The 17006-nt window shown below is 70.8% G+C and carries 10 protein-coding genes; 7 read left to right on the forward strand and 3 right to left on the reverse strand.

The window, feature by feature from the left end; translation table 11 throughout:
* The first annotated feature begins 5 nt into the window (after nt 1-5).
* The 4 genes from C6376_RS34325 (at nt 6) to C6376_RS34340 (ending at nt 7742) form a co-directional block, all read left to right on the forward strand.
* Complete coding sequence (locus C6376_RS34325; protein ID WP_159083344.1) at nt 6-689, forward strand: DUF624 domain-containing protein; 684 nt, start codon at nt 6-8, stop codon at nt 687-689.
* A gap of 212 nt (nt 690-901) precedes the next feature.
* On the forward strand, nt 902-2302 hold the full coding sequence (locus C6376_RS34330; RefSeq protein ID WP_254076181.1) for a ricin-type beta-trefoil lectin domain protein: 1401 nt from the start codon (nt 902-904) through the stop codon (nt 2300-2302).
* Between the two features lie 672 nt (nt 2303-2974).
* On the forward strand, nt 2975-4975 hold the full coding sequence (locus C6376_RS34335) for an RICIN domain-containing protein (protein ID WP_107446965.1): 2001 nt from the start codon (nt 2975-2977) through the stop codon (nt 4973-4975).
* A gap of 283 nt (nt 4976-5258) precedes the next feature.
* A complete protein-coding gene (locus C6376_RS34340) occupies nt 5259-7742 on the forward strand; it encodes an RICIN domain-containing protein (RefSeq protein ID WP_254076182.1) in 2484 nt (827 codons plus the stop codon).
* Between the two features lie 181 nt (nt 7743-7923).
* On the opposite strand, the gene C6376_RS34345 is transcribed toward C6376_RS34340, so the two are convergent.
* Nucleotides 7924-8571: a CBS domain-containing protein gene (locus C6376_RS34345; RefSeq protein ID WP_107446966.1), complete on the reverse strand. Its 648-nt coding sequence runs from the start codon at nt 8569-8571 to the stop codon at nt 7924-7926.
* Nucleotides 8572-8605: 34 nt separating this feature from the next.
* Complete coding sequence (locus tag C6376_RS34350) at nt 8606-9307, reverse strand: CBS domain-containing protein (protein WP_107446967.1); 702 nt, start codon at nt 9305-9307, stop codon at nt 8606-8608.
* 730 nt (nt 9308-10037) lie between these two features.
* Here C6376_RS34350 and C6376_RS34355 point away from each other — a divergent pair.
* The 3 genes from C6376_RS34355 to C6376_RS34365 are packed head-to-tail and all read left to right on the forward strand — an operon-like array spanning nt 10038 to nt 14070.
* On the forward strand, nt 10038-12761 hold the full coding sequence (locus C6376_RS34355) for a cation-transporting P-type ATPase (protein ID WP_254076183.1): 2724 nt from the start codon (nt 10038-10040) through the stop codon (nt 12759-12761).
* Complete coding sequence (locus C6376_RS34360; protein ID WP_107446968.1) at nt 12758-13417, forward strand: TrkA family potassium uptake protein; 660 nt, start codon at nt 12758-12760, stop codon at nt 13415-13417. Before C6376_RS34355 ends, C6376_RS34360 begins: the two co-directional genes overlap by 4 nt.
* Nucleotides 13414-14070: a TrkA family potassium uptake protein gene (locus tag C6376_RS34365; protein WP_107446969.1), complete on the forward strand. Its 657-nt coding sequence runs from the start codon at nt 13414-13416 to the stop codon at nt 14068-14070. Before C6376_RS34360 ends, C6376_RS34365 begins: the two co-directional genes overlap by 4 nt.
* A 386-nt stretch (nt 14071-14456) precedes the next feature.
* On the opposite strand, the gene C6376_RS34375 is transcribed toward C6376_RS34365, so the two are convergent.
* On the reverse strand, nt 14457-16787 hold the full coding sequence (locus tag C6376_RS34375) for a heavy metal translocating P-type ATPase (protein ID WP_107446970.1): 2331 nt from the start codon (nt 16785-16787) through the stop codon (nt 14457-14459).
* Nucleotides 16788-17006 lie beyond the last annotated feature (219 nt).

Raw genomic sequence — 17006 nt, forward strand, 5'->3', positions numbered from 1 at the left:
CCGCGATGAGTACCCGTGTCGACGACCGCGGTCCCCGGTTCAACCTCAGCCAGGGCTCCTGGGACCTCATCTGGTCCCATGTCCACCGGGTCCTGATGGTCAACCTCGTGGGAGCGGTGACCAGCCTGCCGCTGCTGCTGGCCCTGTCGGCCGAGCCCCGGCCCTGGCAGTACCCGGTCCTCCTCACCCTGCTCTCGTTCGGCGCCGGTCCCACCCTCGCGGCGGTCTTCGCCTACCTCCGCCTGACCGTCGAGGAGGAGCGGGTGCCTGCGACCGAGGCGTTCCGCTGTTATCGGCGCCTGTTCCGGCCGGCGCTGCTGACCTGGTCGCCGTTCGCAACTCTGGCCGCGGTCGGCCTCACCGACCTGGTCGTCCTGAGTGGCACTGCGGCGGGAGCGGCGCTGGCGCCGCTGCTCGGGGTGGTGGTCCTGATCACCGTGAGCTCCGGCATCACCGCGATGGCCGCCCTGCCCGACGGCCGGCGGGCGACCGTCCGACGCACGCTGCTCGCGGCCTCGTACGCCTCGGTGCGCCGCTGGCCGTTCGCTCTGGCCAACCTCGGTCTGCTGGGCGCCACCCTGATGATCGTCAACCAGGCGCCCCTGCTCGGGCTGGCCGTGGTCCCCGGCTGCGCGCTGTTCGTCGTCTGGCGCAACTGCCGAGCCATGCTCGCCTTTGACCCTCACTGACCTCTGACAGCCACCCCCTGTTCACCGAGCCGCAGACGGCTTGGCCCCGGCCCGGACCGCTCCGGTACGGCACCAGGCAAGCCGCCTGAACAGCGGCGGTCTCCGCCGCCCGTCCCCAGAGGAGAACAATGATGTTCCATTCCCGTGTCTCCCGCCCCCCGCGCGGTGCCCACTCCGGCAGACCCACCGGACAAGGACGCACGCTCCGCCGCGTGCTGGCAGCCGCTCTGACCACCCTGGTCGCCGTGCCCGTCAGCCTGCTGTCCGCCGCGCCGTCGGCCTCGGCGGCCGTGGACCCCACCCAGTTCAGGGGCGTGAACTGGGCCCGTATCGGAGACAACTACACCGACACCCCCCTCGTCCTCGACGGGATGAGCGCGACCGACACCTACGCGACCATCAGGGCCAAGGCGGACGCCCTCTACAGCGGGTTCAACAGCACCGTCGGCGCCAACACCGTACGGCTGCCGATGAACAGAAACACCGCTCCCGGCACGGCGTGGGGCGACGCCTACGCCGGAGCCGTCGACGCCGCGACGGCCAAGGGCTTCAACGTGGTCCTGTCCTACTGGGAGGACGGGGCCTCCTCCGGCGGCAAGGTCGTCAACACGGCCTCGTTCTACACGATGTGGGACGCCGTCATCGCCAAGTACGGCTCCAACAGCCGGGTCTACTTCGAGCCGATGAACGAGCCCCACGGCTACACCAGCACCGACTGGCGCAACTTCGCCGCCACCTGGATCGCCCGCTATCCGACCCTCCCCAAGGAGCGGATCTTCGTGAGCGGCACCGGCTTCAACGACGATGTCACCTCCGTGTGCAGTGACAGCCGCCTGGCCGGGACCTATCTGTCACTGCACCTTTACGGGTACGCGTTCAGCGCCCGGTCCTACGACGACTGGGTCACCCTGTTCAACTCCCGGATCGGCACCTGCGGCGCCCGTACCGTGCTGGGGGAGTTCGGCGCGCCGATGGACGACGGCCGCAACTACAACGACGCGGGCAGCACGGACAACTTGGTCCGCTACCTGCGCGCCGCCACGGACACCGTCCGGGCCAAGGGGATGGGCGCGATCTACTGGCCGGCCCTCGGCGGCAAGCGCACGATGCGCCCGGACTACGACTGGTACTCCCTCTACGCTCTCCACGGCACCGGCACCAACCTGTCGCTGAGCGTCCGCAACACCACCATCGTCGACCGTCTGGAGTACGCCTGGAACACAGGTGACGGCTCGCCCACGACGACCCTGCGCAACGTCGGCGTCCCGGGCTGCCTCGACGTCCCCGGCGCCTCCCAGGTGAACGGCACCCAAACCATAATCTGGACCTGCACCGGCAACACCAACCAGAAGTGGACCCGCACGGCCGGCGGACAGATCACCGTCTACGGCGGGACCAAGTGCCTCGAAGCCACCGCGGCGGGCACGGCCAACGGCACGACGGTCGGCATCAACGACTGCAACGGCGCGGCCAACCAGCAGTGGATCTTCTACTCCGACGGCACGGTCCGCGGCGCCCAGTCAGGCCGCTGCCTCGATGTGAAGGAGACCACGTCCAGGACCCAGCTGTGGGACTGCTGGGGCGGCAGCAACCAGAAGTGGCAGATCGTGTGACCGCACCGCCAGAAGTGGCAGGAGTGCGACCACCGTGGCACCACGGGGCCGGTGCTGCCCGACAGTTCGTCGGGCGGCGCCCGCCTGCGGTGGGGGCGGGCCCACATCTGGAGGCAGCATTGGCTCTCCAAACACACAAAACTCAACGCGTCTGGACAAAATCATTGACGTTGCCTCATCCCAGCTCTACTTTTCTGATCAGTTCACCGAGCGGCGGCTGTATACCGGACGGCGGTGGATGCCGGGCAGGTGTTCTTCACGGGCCTGGCTCGCCGATCGCTCGCTCCGCCGCACGCCTCCCATGGAGAGCTGATGAGCGCATTCACTCCTCCCGGCCTCGCCGACGACTGGGGGTGTCCGTCCGGTGAGTCGGTCCTGCGACCTGCTCCCTGCGGCACCACAGCCACGAACTGAGGCTGGGCGGCGCGAGTACGTTCGCCCAGGATGTCATCAGGCACTCGAACCAGGCCCTGCGCATCGATCCGGTCTGCGCTGCGGAAGAGTGCTCGATCACCACCTTCTCCGTCGCCCGCTGAGGCGCCGGGACTGACCACAGCGCCCCCGAACCCGCGCCCTGCCGGCCTGGTACGACGCTCCGAGCCGTCGGACCTCCGCAGACGCCGGCCTGGGGCTTGAGGTCAGTGTTCCCTCCCCCTTCCCTTGGAGAGCCGCATGTTCCGCACCGCTGAACGAAGTTGGACCAGGCGCATCACTGCGCAGGTCCTCGCCACCGGACTCGCCGTCCTGGGTCTGGCGTCTCTTGACCGGCCGGAGCCGCCGGCGTCCCTGTCCGCCGAACCGGTCGCCGTGAGCACCAGCCAGATCGACGTCACCCCGCCGCCGATGGGCTGGGCGTCCTGGAACTCGTTCTTCAGCAGCATCGATTCCAACGTGATCAAGCAGCAGGCCGACGCCCTGGTCTCCTCCGGTATGGCGGCGGCCGGCTACAAGTACGTCAATCTCGACGACGGCTGGTGGCAGGGCGCCCGTGACGCGACCGGCAACATCGTCGTGGACGAGAACCTGTGGCCGGGTGGCATGAAGGCGATCGCCGACTACATCCACAGCAAGGGCCTGAAGGCCGGTATCTACACCGACGCGGGCAAGCAGGGCTGCGGCTACTACTACCCCACGACCCGGCCGGCCGCGCCCAACACCGGTATGGAGGGCCACTACCAGCAGGATCTGGAGACCTTCCAGCGCTGGGGCTTCGACTACGTGAAGATCGACTGGTGCGGCGGCCGGGTGGAGGGCCTGAACCAGGAGACGCAGTACAAGCAGATCTCCGCCGCGAACGAGGCCGCCTCCGCGCTCACCGGCCGCAAGCTGGTGCTGTCCTTCTGCGAGTGGGGCACGGGACTGCCGTGGAACTGGGCGACGGGTTACGGCGACCTGTGGCGCACCAGTGACGACGTCCTCTTCTACAAGGAGACGCCGGGGCTGACGAAGATGTACCGCAACTTCGACCAGGCCCTGCAGCCCGCCGCCCAGCACACGGGGTACGTGAACGACCCCGACATGATGATGGTGGGCCTGAGCGGTATGAGCGCCGCACGCAACCGGCTGCACATGAGCCTGTGGTCGATCTCCGGGGCACCGCTGCTGGCCGGGAACAACGTGGCCACGATGAGCGCGGAGACCCGCGACATCCTCACCAACCCCGAGGTTCTGGCCGTCGACCAGGACCCGCGCGGACTGCAGGGCGTCAAGGTCGCCGAGGACACCCGCAACCTGCAGGTGTACGGCAAGGTGCTGTCCGGCACCGGCAGGCGCGCGGTGATGCTGTTCAACCGCACCGGCTCCGCCGCGAACATCACCGTCCGCTGGGCCGACCTCGGCCTGACCACCGCGTCCGCCACCGTGCGCAACGCCTGGACCCGTACGGACGCCGGCTCGTTCGCCACCGGCTACACCACCTCCGTGCCGGCGAACGACGCGGTGCTGCTGACCGTCTCCGGTACCGAGGCGTCCGGCTCCACCTTCGAGGACACCACCACCGCCACCACCCCGACGTTCACCGGTGTCACCGCCTCCTCGGCGGGCACCAAGCTGGTGGACATCACCTACGCCAACGGCGGCAGCACGGCCCGCAGGGCCACCGTCCAGGTCAACGGCCAGTTCCCCTACCGCGTGGCCTTCCCGCCGACCGGCTCGGCCACCACCTACCGCACCGTGTCCGTGCTCGCCCACCTGGCCAAGGGCGCCAACACCGTGAAGTTCGCCGCGATTTCCGGCAGCACCGCCCCCGACATCGACGCCCTGCGCGTCCAGGGCATCCCCGGCACCGACGGCACCGCCCTCGTCGGCACGGCCTCGAACCGCTGCGTGGACATCGACAAGAACACCTACGTCAACGCCACCCAGGCACAGATCTGGGACTGCTCCGGCGGACGCAACCAGACCTTCACCCAGACCTCGCGCGGCGAACTCGTCGTCTACGGCAACAAGTGCCTGGACGCCGACAACGGCGGCACCACCAACGGCACCAAGGTCATCATCTGGGACTGCACCGGCGGCACCAACCAGAAGTGGACCGCCAACGCGAACGGCACGATCACCAACAACCTCTCCGGCCTGTGCCTGGACGCCTCCGGCGCCGCGACCGCCAACGGCACCAAGCTGCTCCTGTGGACCTGCACCGGAGGAGCCAACCAGAAGTGGACACGCACCTGAGACCCCCGGAAGGTCCCTGACCACCCCTCCATCCGGTCCACCACGAGGCCACGACCGACTACCCCACCGGACTCGGCGACGCGGCACACCACTGGCCGCGGCGAGCGGCGTCGCGCCCCGCCTTCGGTGACACCCGACTGGCGCTCGTACGCGAGGAGCCGTCCCAGGCCGGGGCGCATGATCCCCGGCCTGGGGCATACACCCGGCACCTCGCACTCCCACAACACCTCCCCTCTCGTACGTGCCGAAACCTCGGCGCGGAACCACCCAGGAGGACCGACCCTTGCCCGACATCCTGCGTCTGCCCGGCAGGCACACCAGACGGTTGGCGGCCTTTGCCGTCTTGTTCCTCACGCTCGCCCTGCTCTACGGGCCGTTCCCGTCGACCGCGCAGGCATCCATACCCGCCACCTCGATCACGGTGGACGGCACGAGCGGCGGCCGTACTTTCGACGGTGTGGGGGCGATCAGTGGCGGCGGCGGCAACACGCGCCTGCTGTACGACTACCCGGCCACCCAGCGCAACCAGGTCCTCGACTACCTGTTCAAGCCGGGTTACGGCGCGAACCTGCAGATCCTCAAGGTGGAGATGGGCGGTGACACCAACTCCACCGACGGCGCCGAGGCCAGCCACCAGCACACCAGGGGCACCATCGACTGCGACGCCGGCTACCAGTGGTGGCTGATGGAGCAGGCCAAGGCCCGTAACCCCAACATCAAGATCCTCGGCATGCCCTGGGGCGCGCCCGGCTGGATCGGAAACGGCACCTTCCACTCCCAGGACATGATCGACTACTACCTGTCCTGGCTGAACTGCGCCAAGCAGCACAGTCTGACGGTCGACTACCTCGGCGGCTGGAACGAGAAGGACTACGTCGCCTCCTGGTACGTGAGCCTGAAGTCGGCCCTGCGGGCGAACGGCTACTCCTCGCTCAAGCTGGTCGGCGGCGACAACTGGGGAGACAACGCCTGGAAGATCGCCACCGACATGAAGAACGACAGCGCCCTGTACGACGCCGTGGACATCGCCGGCGGCCACTACACCTGCGGTGGCATCTCCGCGATGACGGCCTGCTCGTCCACCTCGGACGCCCAGACACTCGGCAAGCCGATCTGGGCCAGTGAGAACGGCTCGCAGGACGCCGAGACCGGTGCTGCGCCGGTGGCCCGCGCCCTCAACCGCGGTTACCTCGACGCCAGGACCACCGCCTACATCAACTGGCCGATCGTCGCGTCCATCTACCAGAACCTCGACTTCGAGACCGTCGGTCTGGTCAACGCCAACCAGCCCTGGTCCGGCAACTACCGTGTGGGCCGTACCGCCTGGGTCATCGCGCAGACGACCCAGTTCACCGCGCCCGGCTGGAAGTACCTCGACACCGCCGGCGGCTACCTCGGGGGCAACCGCGTCAACGGCAGCTACGTCAGCTACGCCGCACCCGACAAGAGTGCCTGGAGCACCGTCCTGGAGACGACGCAGGCCACCGAGGCGCAGACCGTCAGCCTCAAGGTGGCGGGCGGGCTTCCCGGCGGCACCCTGCGGGTGTGGTCCACCGACCTGTCGCAGCCCGGCAAGGACACGCCCGCCATGGTGCGCGGCACCGACCTTGCGGCGACCGGCGGGACCTACACACTCACCCTGCAGCCCGGCCGTGTCTACACGGTGACCACCACCGGCGGGCAGGCCCCCGGCACGGTCACCTCCCCCCAGCGCAGCCAGCTCGCACTGTCCTACTCCGACACCTTCGCCGGCTACAGCGCCGGACGCGAGGCCAGGTACTTCGCCACCATGAACGGCGCGTTCGAGTCGGCCTCCTGCGCCGGCGGCCGCACCGGTCAGTGCCTGCGCCAGACGGCACAGGTCCAGCCGATCAAGTGGACCCACGAGAACAGCACCCAGCCCTACACGATCATGGGCGAGCTGGGCTGGAGCAACTACACCGTCAGTTCGGACGTGCTGCTGGAGAAGAGCGGCAGCGCCGCCGAGATCCTCGGCCGGGTCGGCACCCAGGGCCGTAACAACGGCGGTCTGAACGCCTACCACCTGCGGCTGTCCGACACCGGCACCTGGTCGCTGCTGAAGACGAGCTGGACCACGAACAACACCTGGATCTGGACCACCCTGGCCGGCGGCACCGTGTCCGCGCCCGGCACGAACACCTGGCACAAGCTGTCCCTCGGCTTCCAGGGCTCCACGATCACCGCCAAGATCGACGGCACCACGGTCGGCACGGTCACCGACACCGGCTACCAGGGCGGCATGGCCGGCCTCGGCACCGCCGGCTACTACCCCGTGCAGTACTCCAACCTGTCCATCACCCCCGGAACGGTCCCCGACCTCTCCGGGACCTACAAGATCGTCAGCGTGCGGAGCGGGAAGGCGCTCGACGCCTCCGGAGGCGCCACCGCCAACGGCACACCCATCATCCAGTGGGCCGACAGCGGCGCCACCAACCAGCAGTGGAGGCTGGCCCGCAACAGCGCCGGCTACTACACCGTCACCGGAGTCGCCAGCAACAAGGCACTGGACATCCCCTTCGCCACCACGACGCCCGACACCCAGTTCCAGCTGTGGACTGCGACCGGCCAGCCGAACCAGCAGTGGCAGATCGCCCCGGCCGACAACGGCAACTACACCATCGAGTCACGCTCGAACGCCTACAACGTCGCCGTCTCCGCGAACTCCACCGCCGACGGCGCGGCCATCATCCAGTGGCCCACCACCGGCGCCACCAACCAGCAGTGGAAGCTGGTGAAGATCCCCTGACCCTGACGCGGTGAGCCCCAGGGCGGGACAGGACCGGGCCCCGGCCTGCCCCGCCCTGAGCGCAGAGGTGAAGGAACGGTGGAACCAGGAGGGTTGGTGTCTGCGGGTCGTCGCCTTTGCAACCCGTCCTGGCAGGTCACAGCCTCATCGCCCCCGCACAAGCGCAGGTCGCAAAGGTGCGCTAGCTGTGGCCGGTGAGCTGCTGCTCGACGTCCACGACCCCTTCGACGGTGCGCACCAGGCGTACGGCGATGGGGACGAGCGCGGTGTCGCGAACGTGTCCACGCAGGGTGACGACCCCCTCGTGCACGGTGACGTCGAGCGAGTGGCCGGCGGTCGGATACAGAGAGGACACCACAGTCCGGCGGACCTCGTCCGCTATCTCCTCGTCCGACCGCAGGAAGACCTTCAGCAGGTCGGCACGGCTGACAACGCCCTGGAGCATGGCGATGTCGTCGACCACGGGCAGCCGCTTGACGTGCCGGACGGCCATGATCCTCGCGGCCTGGGCGAGAGTGGCGTCCGGGTGGACGGTGACGGCCGGGGTGCTCATGAGCTCCTCCGCCCTGGTCGCACCGGCCTTGGCGACATCGGCCAGGCGCAGTCGCTGCTGGGAGAGGCTCTGCTCGCCTTCGCGGAACTCCTCCTTGGGCAGGAGATCGGCCTCGGAGACGACACCGACGACGCGTCCCTCTCCCTCCAGCACGGGCATGGCGCTGACCTTCCACTGCTCCATCGTCCGCACGATCTCCTTGAACGGCGCGTCACGCCCGACGGCCACAACCGTCTGGGTCATCACATCGCTCACCTTGTACGGAGTCCCGGTCATGTCCGGCCACCTCGTCTCGTGTTGGCACTTCCGCTCACGTGGCCAGTCCCGCGCGGCGTGACGCCTCGGGCTCCGGCACCGTGGAGGTGTCGTCCACCCGGTGGTGCAGCTCCGCGGAGACGTCGACCACTCCGTCCACGCCCTGGCACAGGCGGATGACGACCGGGACGAGTGACTTGCGCTCGACGGTGCCCTTCAGCGACACCCGGCCGTCGACGACCCGCACGGTGACCGCGCCGGGCGTGATCCCGAGCGTGCGCAGGAGTACCTCTCCCGAGATCTCCTCCCGGAGGGCGCTGTCGCCCCGCAGAAAGACACGGAGCAGATCGGCCCTGCTGACCAGACCGACCAGCCTGTCGGCCTCGTCGACCACCGGCAGCCGTTTGACGTGGTGACGCTCCATGACCTGGGCGGCCTCCACCGCCGTCCACTGAGGCCTGGCCGTCACGGCAGGGCTGTTCATCAGTCCCTCGGCGGTCGTGGCCTCTGCCTTCGCCCGGTCGGCGGGCCGCGGACGCAGCACGGGCAGCAGCCCCGCCGGATCCAGTTGGGCGGCCTCCTTGCGCAGCAGGTCAGCCTCGGAGACCACACCTACGGCGTGTTCTTCGTCGTCCACGACCGGTACGGCGGTGATGTCGTACTCGGCGAGCAGCTTGGCCAGCTCCTTGAAGCCGGTGTCCCGGTGCACCTTCACGACCGACGTGGTCATGAGGTCGCTCACGGTGCGGTGCCACATGGCTTCCGCCTCCTCGTGTCGCGTGCGTTCCTGCTTCCACTCTCCGCCCGGTGGGCGTGAGCCGCATGGGCCGGACGGTCCCGACGGCAGGGCCACGCGGCGACGGCCTTCGGCACGTCGTCCAGGCTGTCGCCCTGGTGGAGCCGCGGCGTGCGGCACTCGGCGGAAGGAGCGAGGCTGGATGGAGAGCGGACAGACGGCGGCGCGGAGATCACCTGGAGGCGCCATGAGCGGTGTGCACGGACGTCGGCCGATCGTCGTGGGTGTCGAGCCAGACCCCGCGGAACGCGCCCCGGTCCTGGTCGTGGGGACTCGCGGTCACGGCGGGTTCACGGGTTGGGCATGCTGCCTGGCCCGGTGAGCCAGAAAGCGCCGCACCACGCCCGCTGCCCCGTCATCACCGACTGGGTGCGAGGGGCCGGACGGCCCCTCGTCTGCCCCGGACGGCCCTGGTGGCATCCGCCGGGCCCGCACACGATGGCAGGGCACCGCCGATTCCGTGGCGGCGAACCGGCGAGACCTCCGCCGAAACCCTGGAGCCCGTGATGGAAGCCTCGTCCAAGGCCCTTTGCGTCGTCCGGTCGGTGACACCGGCGACGAGGACCGGGTCATCTCACGGGTCCGCGTGATGCGCACGGATACGGATACGGATCCGTCGCCCGGCGCGCAGGAGAGCGCGGCGGTCGGTGGCCCTTCCCTTTGCGCTCCTGATGCTTCGGTACGACAACTCGTGGCTGCCGATGTCTTCTCCGCGCTGGACACCTCACGGCGCGGCCTCGGGTCGGCGCAGGCGCTGGAGCGGCTGGAGCGGTACGGGGCCAACGAGTTGCCGCGTGCGCGACGACGTCCCGTATGGCGCGAGGTGGGGGCGCAGTTCACGGATCTCTTCGCGGTGGTGCTGCTCGTCGCGTCGGCGATCACCTTCCTGGCGTACGGGCTGCAGGAACCGCGTGAGGCGGGCACCCTGCAGCTGGCGGTGGCCATCCTGGCCGTCGTGGTGCTGAACGCGGCCATCGGCTTCGCGCAGGAGTACTCGGCCGAGCGGACGGCGCAGGCGCTGGAGGCGATGGTGCCGCACGTCTGCCGGGTGCTGCGCGGCGGGGAACGGCTGGAGGTGCCCGCCCGGGACCTGGTGCCCGGTGACGTGGTGGTGCTGGAGGCGGGGGACGCGGTGTCGGCGGACTGCCGGGTGGTCGAGGCGCACGAACTGGCGGTGAACAACGCTCCGTTGACCGGGGAGAGCAACGCGGTGGGCCGTACGGCCGATCCGGTGGCGGCCGGGCCGCCGCTGGAGGCCCGCAACTGCGTCTTCATGGGGACCGACGTCGTCGCGGGAGCCGGCCGGGCCGTGGTGTTCGCCACCGGTGCGACGACGGAGTTCGGGCGGATCTACCGACTGGCCGCCGCCGCGCCCCGGCAGAAGACGCCGTTGCAGTACCAGGTGGCCGTCATGGCCCGACGGGTGGCGGGGGCGGCCCTGGCGATCGGCGCGCTGATGTTCGCCGTACGGCTGCCCACCGGCCAGTCCGTCGTGTCCTCGTTCGTGTTCGCGCTGGGGGTGATGGTGGCGCTGGTCCCGGAAGGGCTGCCCGCCACCCTGTCGGTGTCCCTGGCGATCGGCGTACGGCGGATGGCGCGCCGCCAGGCCCTGATCAAGCAGTTGCTGGCGGTGGAGGCGCTCGGATCGACCACCGTGGTGTGTACCGACAAGACCGGGACGCTCACCCAGGCGGAGATGACCGTCACCCGCGTGTGGACGGACGGCGTGATCCACGCGGTGACCGGTGTGGGGTACGCCCCGCACGGGGAGGTGGCCGAGCCGGCGCCGGTGCGCGAGCTGCTGAGGGTGGCGGGCCTGTGCTGCGACGCCCGCCTGGTGGCGCCGACGGGCCCCAAGGAGCGCTGGAGGGTGCTCGGCGACACGACCGAGGGCGCGCTGCTCGTCGTAGCGGCCAAGGGCGGTCTGGAACTGGAGGCGGAGGGGGAGGCGGCGCCGCGGGTGACGGAGTTCCCCTTCGACTCGGACCGCAAGCTGATGACCACCGTCCACAAGACCGGCACGGGCCACCAGGCGTACGTCAAGGGCGCGCCCGTCGAACTGCTCGTGCGCTGCACCGACCGGGAGTGGGACGGGCGGCGCGGGCCGCTGACCGGGCGGGACCGGGCTGCGGTCGTCGCGGCGGGTGACGAGCTGGCTTCACAGGGGCTGCGGGTACTGGCCGTCGCACGGCGGGAGCTGGACGGGCCCCGCCCCGCACAGGACGAGGCCGAGTCCGGGCTGACTCTCCTCGGCCTGGTCGGCATGCTGGACCCACCCCGCCCGGAGGTCACCGACGCGGTCGCCGCCTGCCGACGGGCCGGCATCCGGATCGTCATGGTCACCGGGGACCACCCGCTGACCGGGGAGGCCGTGGCCCGCCGGGTGGGGATCGTACGGCGGCCCGATCCGGTCGTGGTGACGGGCGGCCGGCTCGACGCGATGGACGACGGGGCGCTGGACGCGCTGCTCGCCGAGCCGTCCGAGCTGCTGTTGTGCCGGGTCAGCCCGGAGCACAAGATGCGCGTGGTGACCGCGTTCCAGCGGCGGGGTGAGGTGGTGGCGGTGACCGGGGACGGTGCGAACGACGCCCCCGCGCTCAAGCACGCGGACATCGGTGTGGCGATGGGGGCCGGGGGCACCGACGTGGCCCGCGAGGCGGCCGCCATGGTCCTGCTGGACGACTCGTTCGCCTCCATCGCGGTGGCGGTACGGCTCGGCCGCGCCGTCTACCAGAACATCCGCAAGTTCCTCGTCTACCTCTTCAGTCACAATATCGGCGAGCTCGTCCCGATCCTGGCGGCCACCTTCGCCGGATTCCCGCTGGTGCCCATCAGCGCCGTGCAGATCCTCGCCATCGACCTGGGATCCGATGTGCTGCCGGCCCTCGCCCTCGGGGCGGAGCCGCCCGAACCCGACGTCATGGACCGCCCGCCGCGCTCCCGCCGGGAGCGGCTGTTCTCGGCCGCCGTGATGGGACGGATCCTGTTCCTCGGCGGCATCCAGGCGGCCTGCGTCACCGCCGTCTTCTTCTGGCACATCACCGCCTCGGGGATCCCGTTCGACGACTTCACCAAGGACACACCCGTGTACCGGGAGGCGATCACCATGGTCCAGGCCGGGATCGTGCTCAGCCAGTTCTTCAACGCGCTCGCCGTGCGCACCGACCGGCAGAGCATCCTGAAAGTGGGCCTGCTGTCCAACCCGGCCCTGCTCGCCGCAGGCGGCTTCGGCGTCGCCCTCATGGCCGCGATCAGCTACCTGCCCCCGCTGCAGGCGGTGTTCAACACCGCCCCGCTCGCCGCCGCCGACTGGGCCGTCCTGGCCGCCCTCGGCACTCTGCCCCTGCTCGCGGACGAGATCCGCAAGGCGTGGCTGCGCCGACGTGACGCGCGCCGGAAAGGAGCCCCACGGTGAAAGTGATCGTCGTCGGCTGTGGACGGGTGGGCGCCGGCCTCGCCGCTCTGCTCGCCTCCGAAGGACACGACGTCGAGGTCGTCGACCGGCGCCCCAAGGCCGCCCGGCGGCTGCCCGACAGCCCCCGCATCAGCTTCCACGAGGGCAACGGCTACAGCCGCGCCGTCCTACAGGCCGCCGGGATCGAGCACGCGGACGCCTTCGTCGCCGTCACCTCCGGAGACAACAGCAACATCGTCAGCGCCCGCACGGCGAAGGACACCTACCGCGTGCCGATCGTCGTCGCCCGCATCTACGACCCGCGGCGCGCCGACATCTACCGTGACCTCGGCATCTCCACCATCGCCAGCGTCCGCTGGACCGTCCACCAGCTCCACCAGATGCTGCTGCACCGCCACCTGAGCCCCGAACTCGACTTCGGCAACGGCGAGACCCTCCTCGTCCGCTCGGAGGCGCCCGCCTACCTCGTCGGCCGACGGCTGACCGAGTTCGACGTCGACGGCGAGATCCGCGTCATCGAGGTCACCCGCGGGGGCCGCTCCCTGATCCCCGCGCACGGCACCTCCGCCCAGGCGGGCGACCTGGTCACCTTCGCCGTCGCCGCCACCGCGCTCGGCAGGCTGCGAGGCTTCCTCGACAAGGAGCTGGGAACGTGAACGTGCTCATCGCCGGCGCGGGACGGCTCGGCACCCAGATCGCCCAGGTGCTCGCAGCGGCCCGCAACGACGTCACCCTGATCGACATCGACGACGACCGCGTGGCCGAGCTGGAGGGTCGCCTCTCGGTGCGGCTGGTCGCGGGCGACGCCTGCGAACCGGCCCTCCTGGAACACTCCGGCGCCCTGACCGCAGACCTCGTCATCGCCACCACCGGCGACGACGAGGACAACCTCGTCATCAGCCTCCTCACCAAACGGCAGTTCTCGGTGCCCCGCGTCGCCGCCCGCGTCAACGACGCGGACAACGCCTGGCTGTTCGACGAACGCTGGGGAGTCGACGTCGCCGTCCCCTCCGCCACCCCGCTGATCTCCCTCATCGAGGAGGCCACCGGCGCCACCGATACCGTCGCCCTGCTGCGGCTCAGCAAGGCCGGCGTCGAGGTCATCGAAACGGCCATCACGGAGCAGTCCAGGACGGCGGGCCGGGCCCTCGGCGAAGTCCGGCTGCCCGAGGGGACGGTCGTCGCCACGATCGTCCGCGCGGGGCAGCCGACCGTGCCGGACCCGGCGGAGCGGCTGCGCCCCGGCGACGAACTCCTCCTCGTCTCCCACACGGCGACCGAACACGAGATCCACGCTGCCTTCCAGTAACCACCCCTCACCGCTCGATTGACCGCGCCGCCCAGCGCCGCCCAGCGCCGCCCTACGCCGCCTACGCCGTCCTCGTGCTCGGCCTGCTCCAAGGCCAGGTCGGCCCGGTCGAGCGCCTCCCGCAGGCGGGGGATCCAGTGATCCAGGCCGAGGCCGAGTCCCTGGTCAGGCAGCAGCTATTGGATCCACATGCCGTCGAAGTGACCGTGCAGAACGGCGTGGTGACGTTGGAGGGACGGCTGGAGGAGGACCTCGTCCCCCGAACTGCCGGCACTGGTACGGGACATCGACGACGTGGTCGAGGCCGACGCCATCGAGGCGGTGTGGGCCGGCCGCGCCCGCACGCCCGTCGGTCGTCGCAGGCACCGAAGCCTTCCTGGGGCCCTTCAGGGGGCGAGGGAGAAGTAGTTCTCCTCCTCCTGCGTGAAGTGCAGCCGCAGGACGGTGTTCAGGCCGTAGAGGCAGGAACGCAGATCGTCGAGTTGTTCGGGGGCCGGGCCCCCGTCGGCACCGGCCAGTTCGAGGTGGGTGGCGATCCGGCGCGAGAGGCGTTCGATCTCGGTGTGGGCGCGGCTCATGGTGGCGGTGGCCTCGGGGCCGCCGAGGGTGGGGGCGAGCGCGGGATAGAGCTCGTGTTCTTCGGCGTATTCGTGAGGCAGCAGCCGCTCGACGAGCAGACGGTGGGACTCCTTCACGGCGGCGAGTGCCGCGGGGCCGGGCTCGTCGGAGAGGCGATCGGCTGCGTCGCGTACGGCGTCGAGGACGTCCTGGAGGTCGTGGTGTTCGTCGGCGAAGCGGTGGATGAGCGCTTCGGCGGCGGGGGTGAGGGCCGGTCGTGCGGCCTGATCGACGCGCAGGGCACGCAGAGCGTTGAGGATGACGGCGACGTCGATGCCCTCCTGGAGCAGCGCGCCGACGGCGGGCGGGAGCAGGCCGACCGCGGCCGCGGCCATGGCGACCAGGGACATCAGCATGCCGCCGAGGGCACTCTGGACGGCGATGCGGCGGGCGCGCTGGGCGATGGTGACGGCGTCGGCGAGACGGTCGACCCGGTCGGTGGTCAGGACGATGTCGGCGGCCTCGGAGGAGGCGGTGGAGCCGCGCGCGCCCATGGCGACCCCGATGTCGGCGGCGGCCAGGGCCGGAGCGTCGTTGACGCCGTCGCCGACCATCACGGTGACCGCGTGCTCGCGTTCGGCGCGGACGGCGGCGACCTTGTCGGCCGGGCTGAGTTCGGCGCGCACGTCGTCCAGACCGAGGACGGCGGCGACTTCCCGGGCGGGCGCGGCCCGGTCGCCGGTGAGCATCAGCAATCGGCTGATGCCGGCCGCCCGCAGGTGGCGCAGGGTGCGCGGGGCATCGTGGCGCAGGGGGTCGCGCAGCAGGACCGCGCCGGCCGGCTCTCCGTCGACGGTGAGCCAGGCGACGGCCGCGCCGTCGAGCAGGGCGCGGTTGTCGACCGCCCCGGCCCAGACGGGCCGCGCGGTGTCGGGGGCGAGGCGGCCTATGGAGACCCGGCGCCCGTCCACGGTGCCGGTGGGGCCTCGGCCGGGTTCTTCGGTGACGTCCGTCGAGGCTGTCAGCTCCAGTCCGCGTTCTCCGGCGGTGTCGACGATGGCTTGAGCCAGGACGTGCGGCGAGTACTGGTCGAGTGAGGCCGCCAGCCGCAGGACTTCCGCGGGTTTCAGGTCGGGGGCGGCGGTGACGTCGAGGACCCGCGGGCGGCCTCGGGTGAGGGTGCCGGTCTTGTCGAGCAGCAGAGTGCGGGCCCGGCCGAGGTTCTCCAGCGCGCCGCCGTCGCGGACGACCACGCCGAGACGGGAGGCGCGGGAGAGACCGGAGACGATCGCGACCGGGGCGGCCAGCAGCAGCGGACACGGGGTGGCGACGACCAGGACGGCGACCGCCCGGACGGCGGACCCGCTGATCAGCCACGCCAGTCCGGCGACGACGACGGAGAGCGGAAGGAACCAGGCGGCGTAGCGGTCGGCCAGCCGCACGACGGGCGCGGACTCGGCCCCGGCCTGCTCGGCCAGCCGTACGATCCCGGCGTAGGTGCTGTCCCGCTCGGTGGCGGTGGCCCGCAGTTCGAAGGCGCCACCGGCGTTGACCACACCACTGCGCACTCCTTCACCCAGGAGCCGCTCGACCTGGACGGGCTCACCGGTGAGCACCGATTCGTCGAGCACGGCGGCGGCGCTTTCCACCCGGCCGTCGACGGGCACGACGTCACCGGGACGGACGACGAGCAGGTCACCGACGACGACCTGTCCCAGCGGTACCGTGGTCACACCCGCGCCCGTGCGCCGGTGTGCCGAGCGCGGTGCGTGTTCGAGCAGGGCCCGCAGGTCGTGGGAGGCGCGCCGCTGCGCCGCGGCCTCCAGGGTGCGCCCGGTGGCGAGCATCAGCGCGATCAGCGCACCTGCCAGGTACTCACCCACGGCCAGGGTCCCGCCGAGCGCGAGTACGGCGATCAGGTCCACGCCCGCTTGTCCGCGCCGCAACGCGGCCAGCACCCACCACACCGCGGGGACGACGGCGGCCACGGTGCCCAGAGCCCAGAGCAGGTCGGCGAGGCGCGGGGCGTCGGCGAGCCAGGCGACGCCGCCGCCGGTGAGAGCTGACGCCGTGACGGCCAGGAGGACCGGTTCGAGCAGTCGGGACAAGCCGGGGGCGGTCAGGCGGTGCAGCCGCGCTGCGAGAGTGGAGTGGTTCATGGCACACCTCGGTCGGTCCGGCACGGTGACCGCCGGATCGTCTCCCTCCATCCCATCGTGGCACCCGGCCCTTGCGGAAGGGGACGTCCGGCTCTGCTTCCGGGCCGGACGGACGGCACAGGAACTCCTCACGAGAAGCCGGGCAGTCCCTGTGCCAGGCCGGCGCGCCCGGTCGATACACGTCGACGGCCGGGGAAGAGCGGGGGAAGCGGCCGGTCT

It is taken from the genome of Streptomyces sp. P3, from assembly GCF_003032475.1.
Taxonomy (GTDB): Bacteria; Actinomycetota; Actinomycetes; order Streptomycetales; family Streptomycetaceae; genus Streptomyces.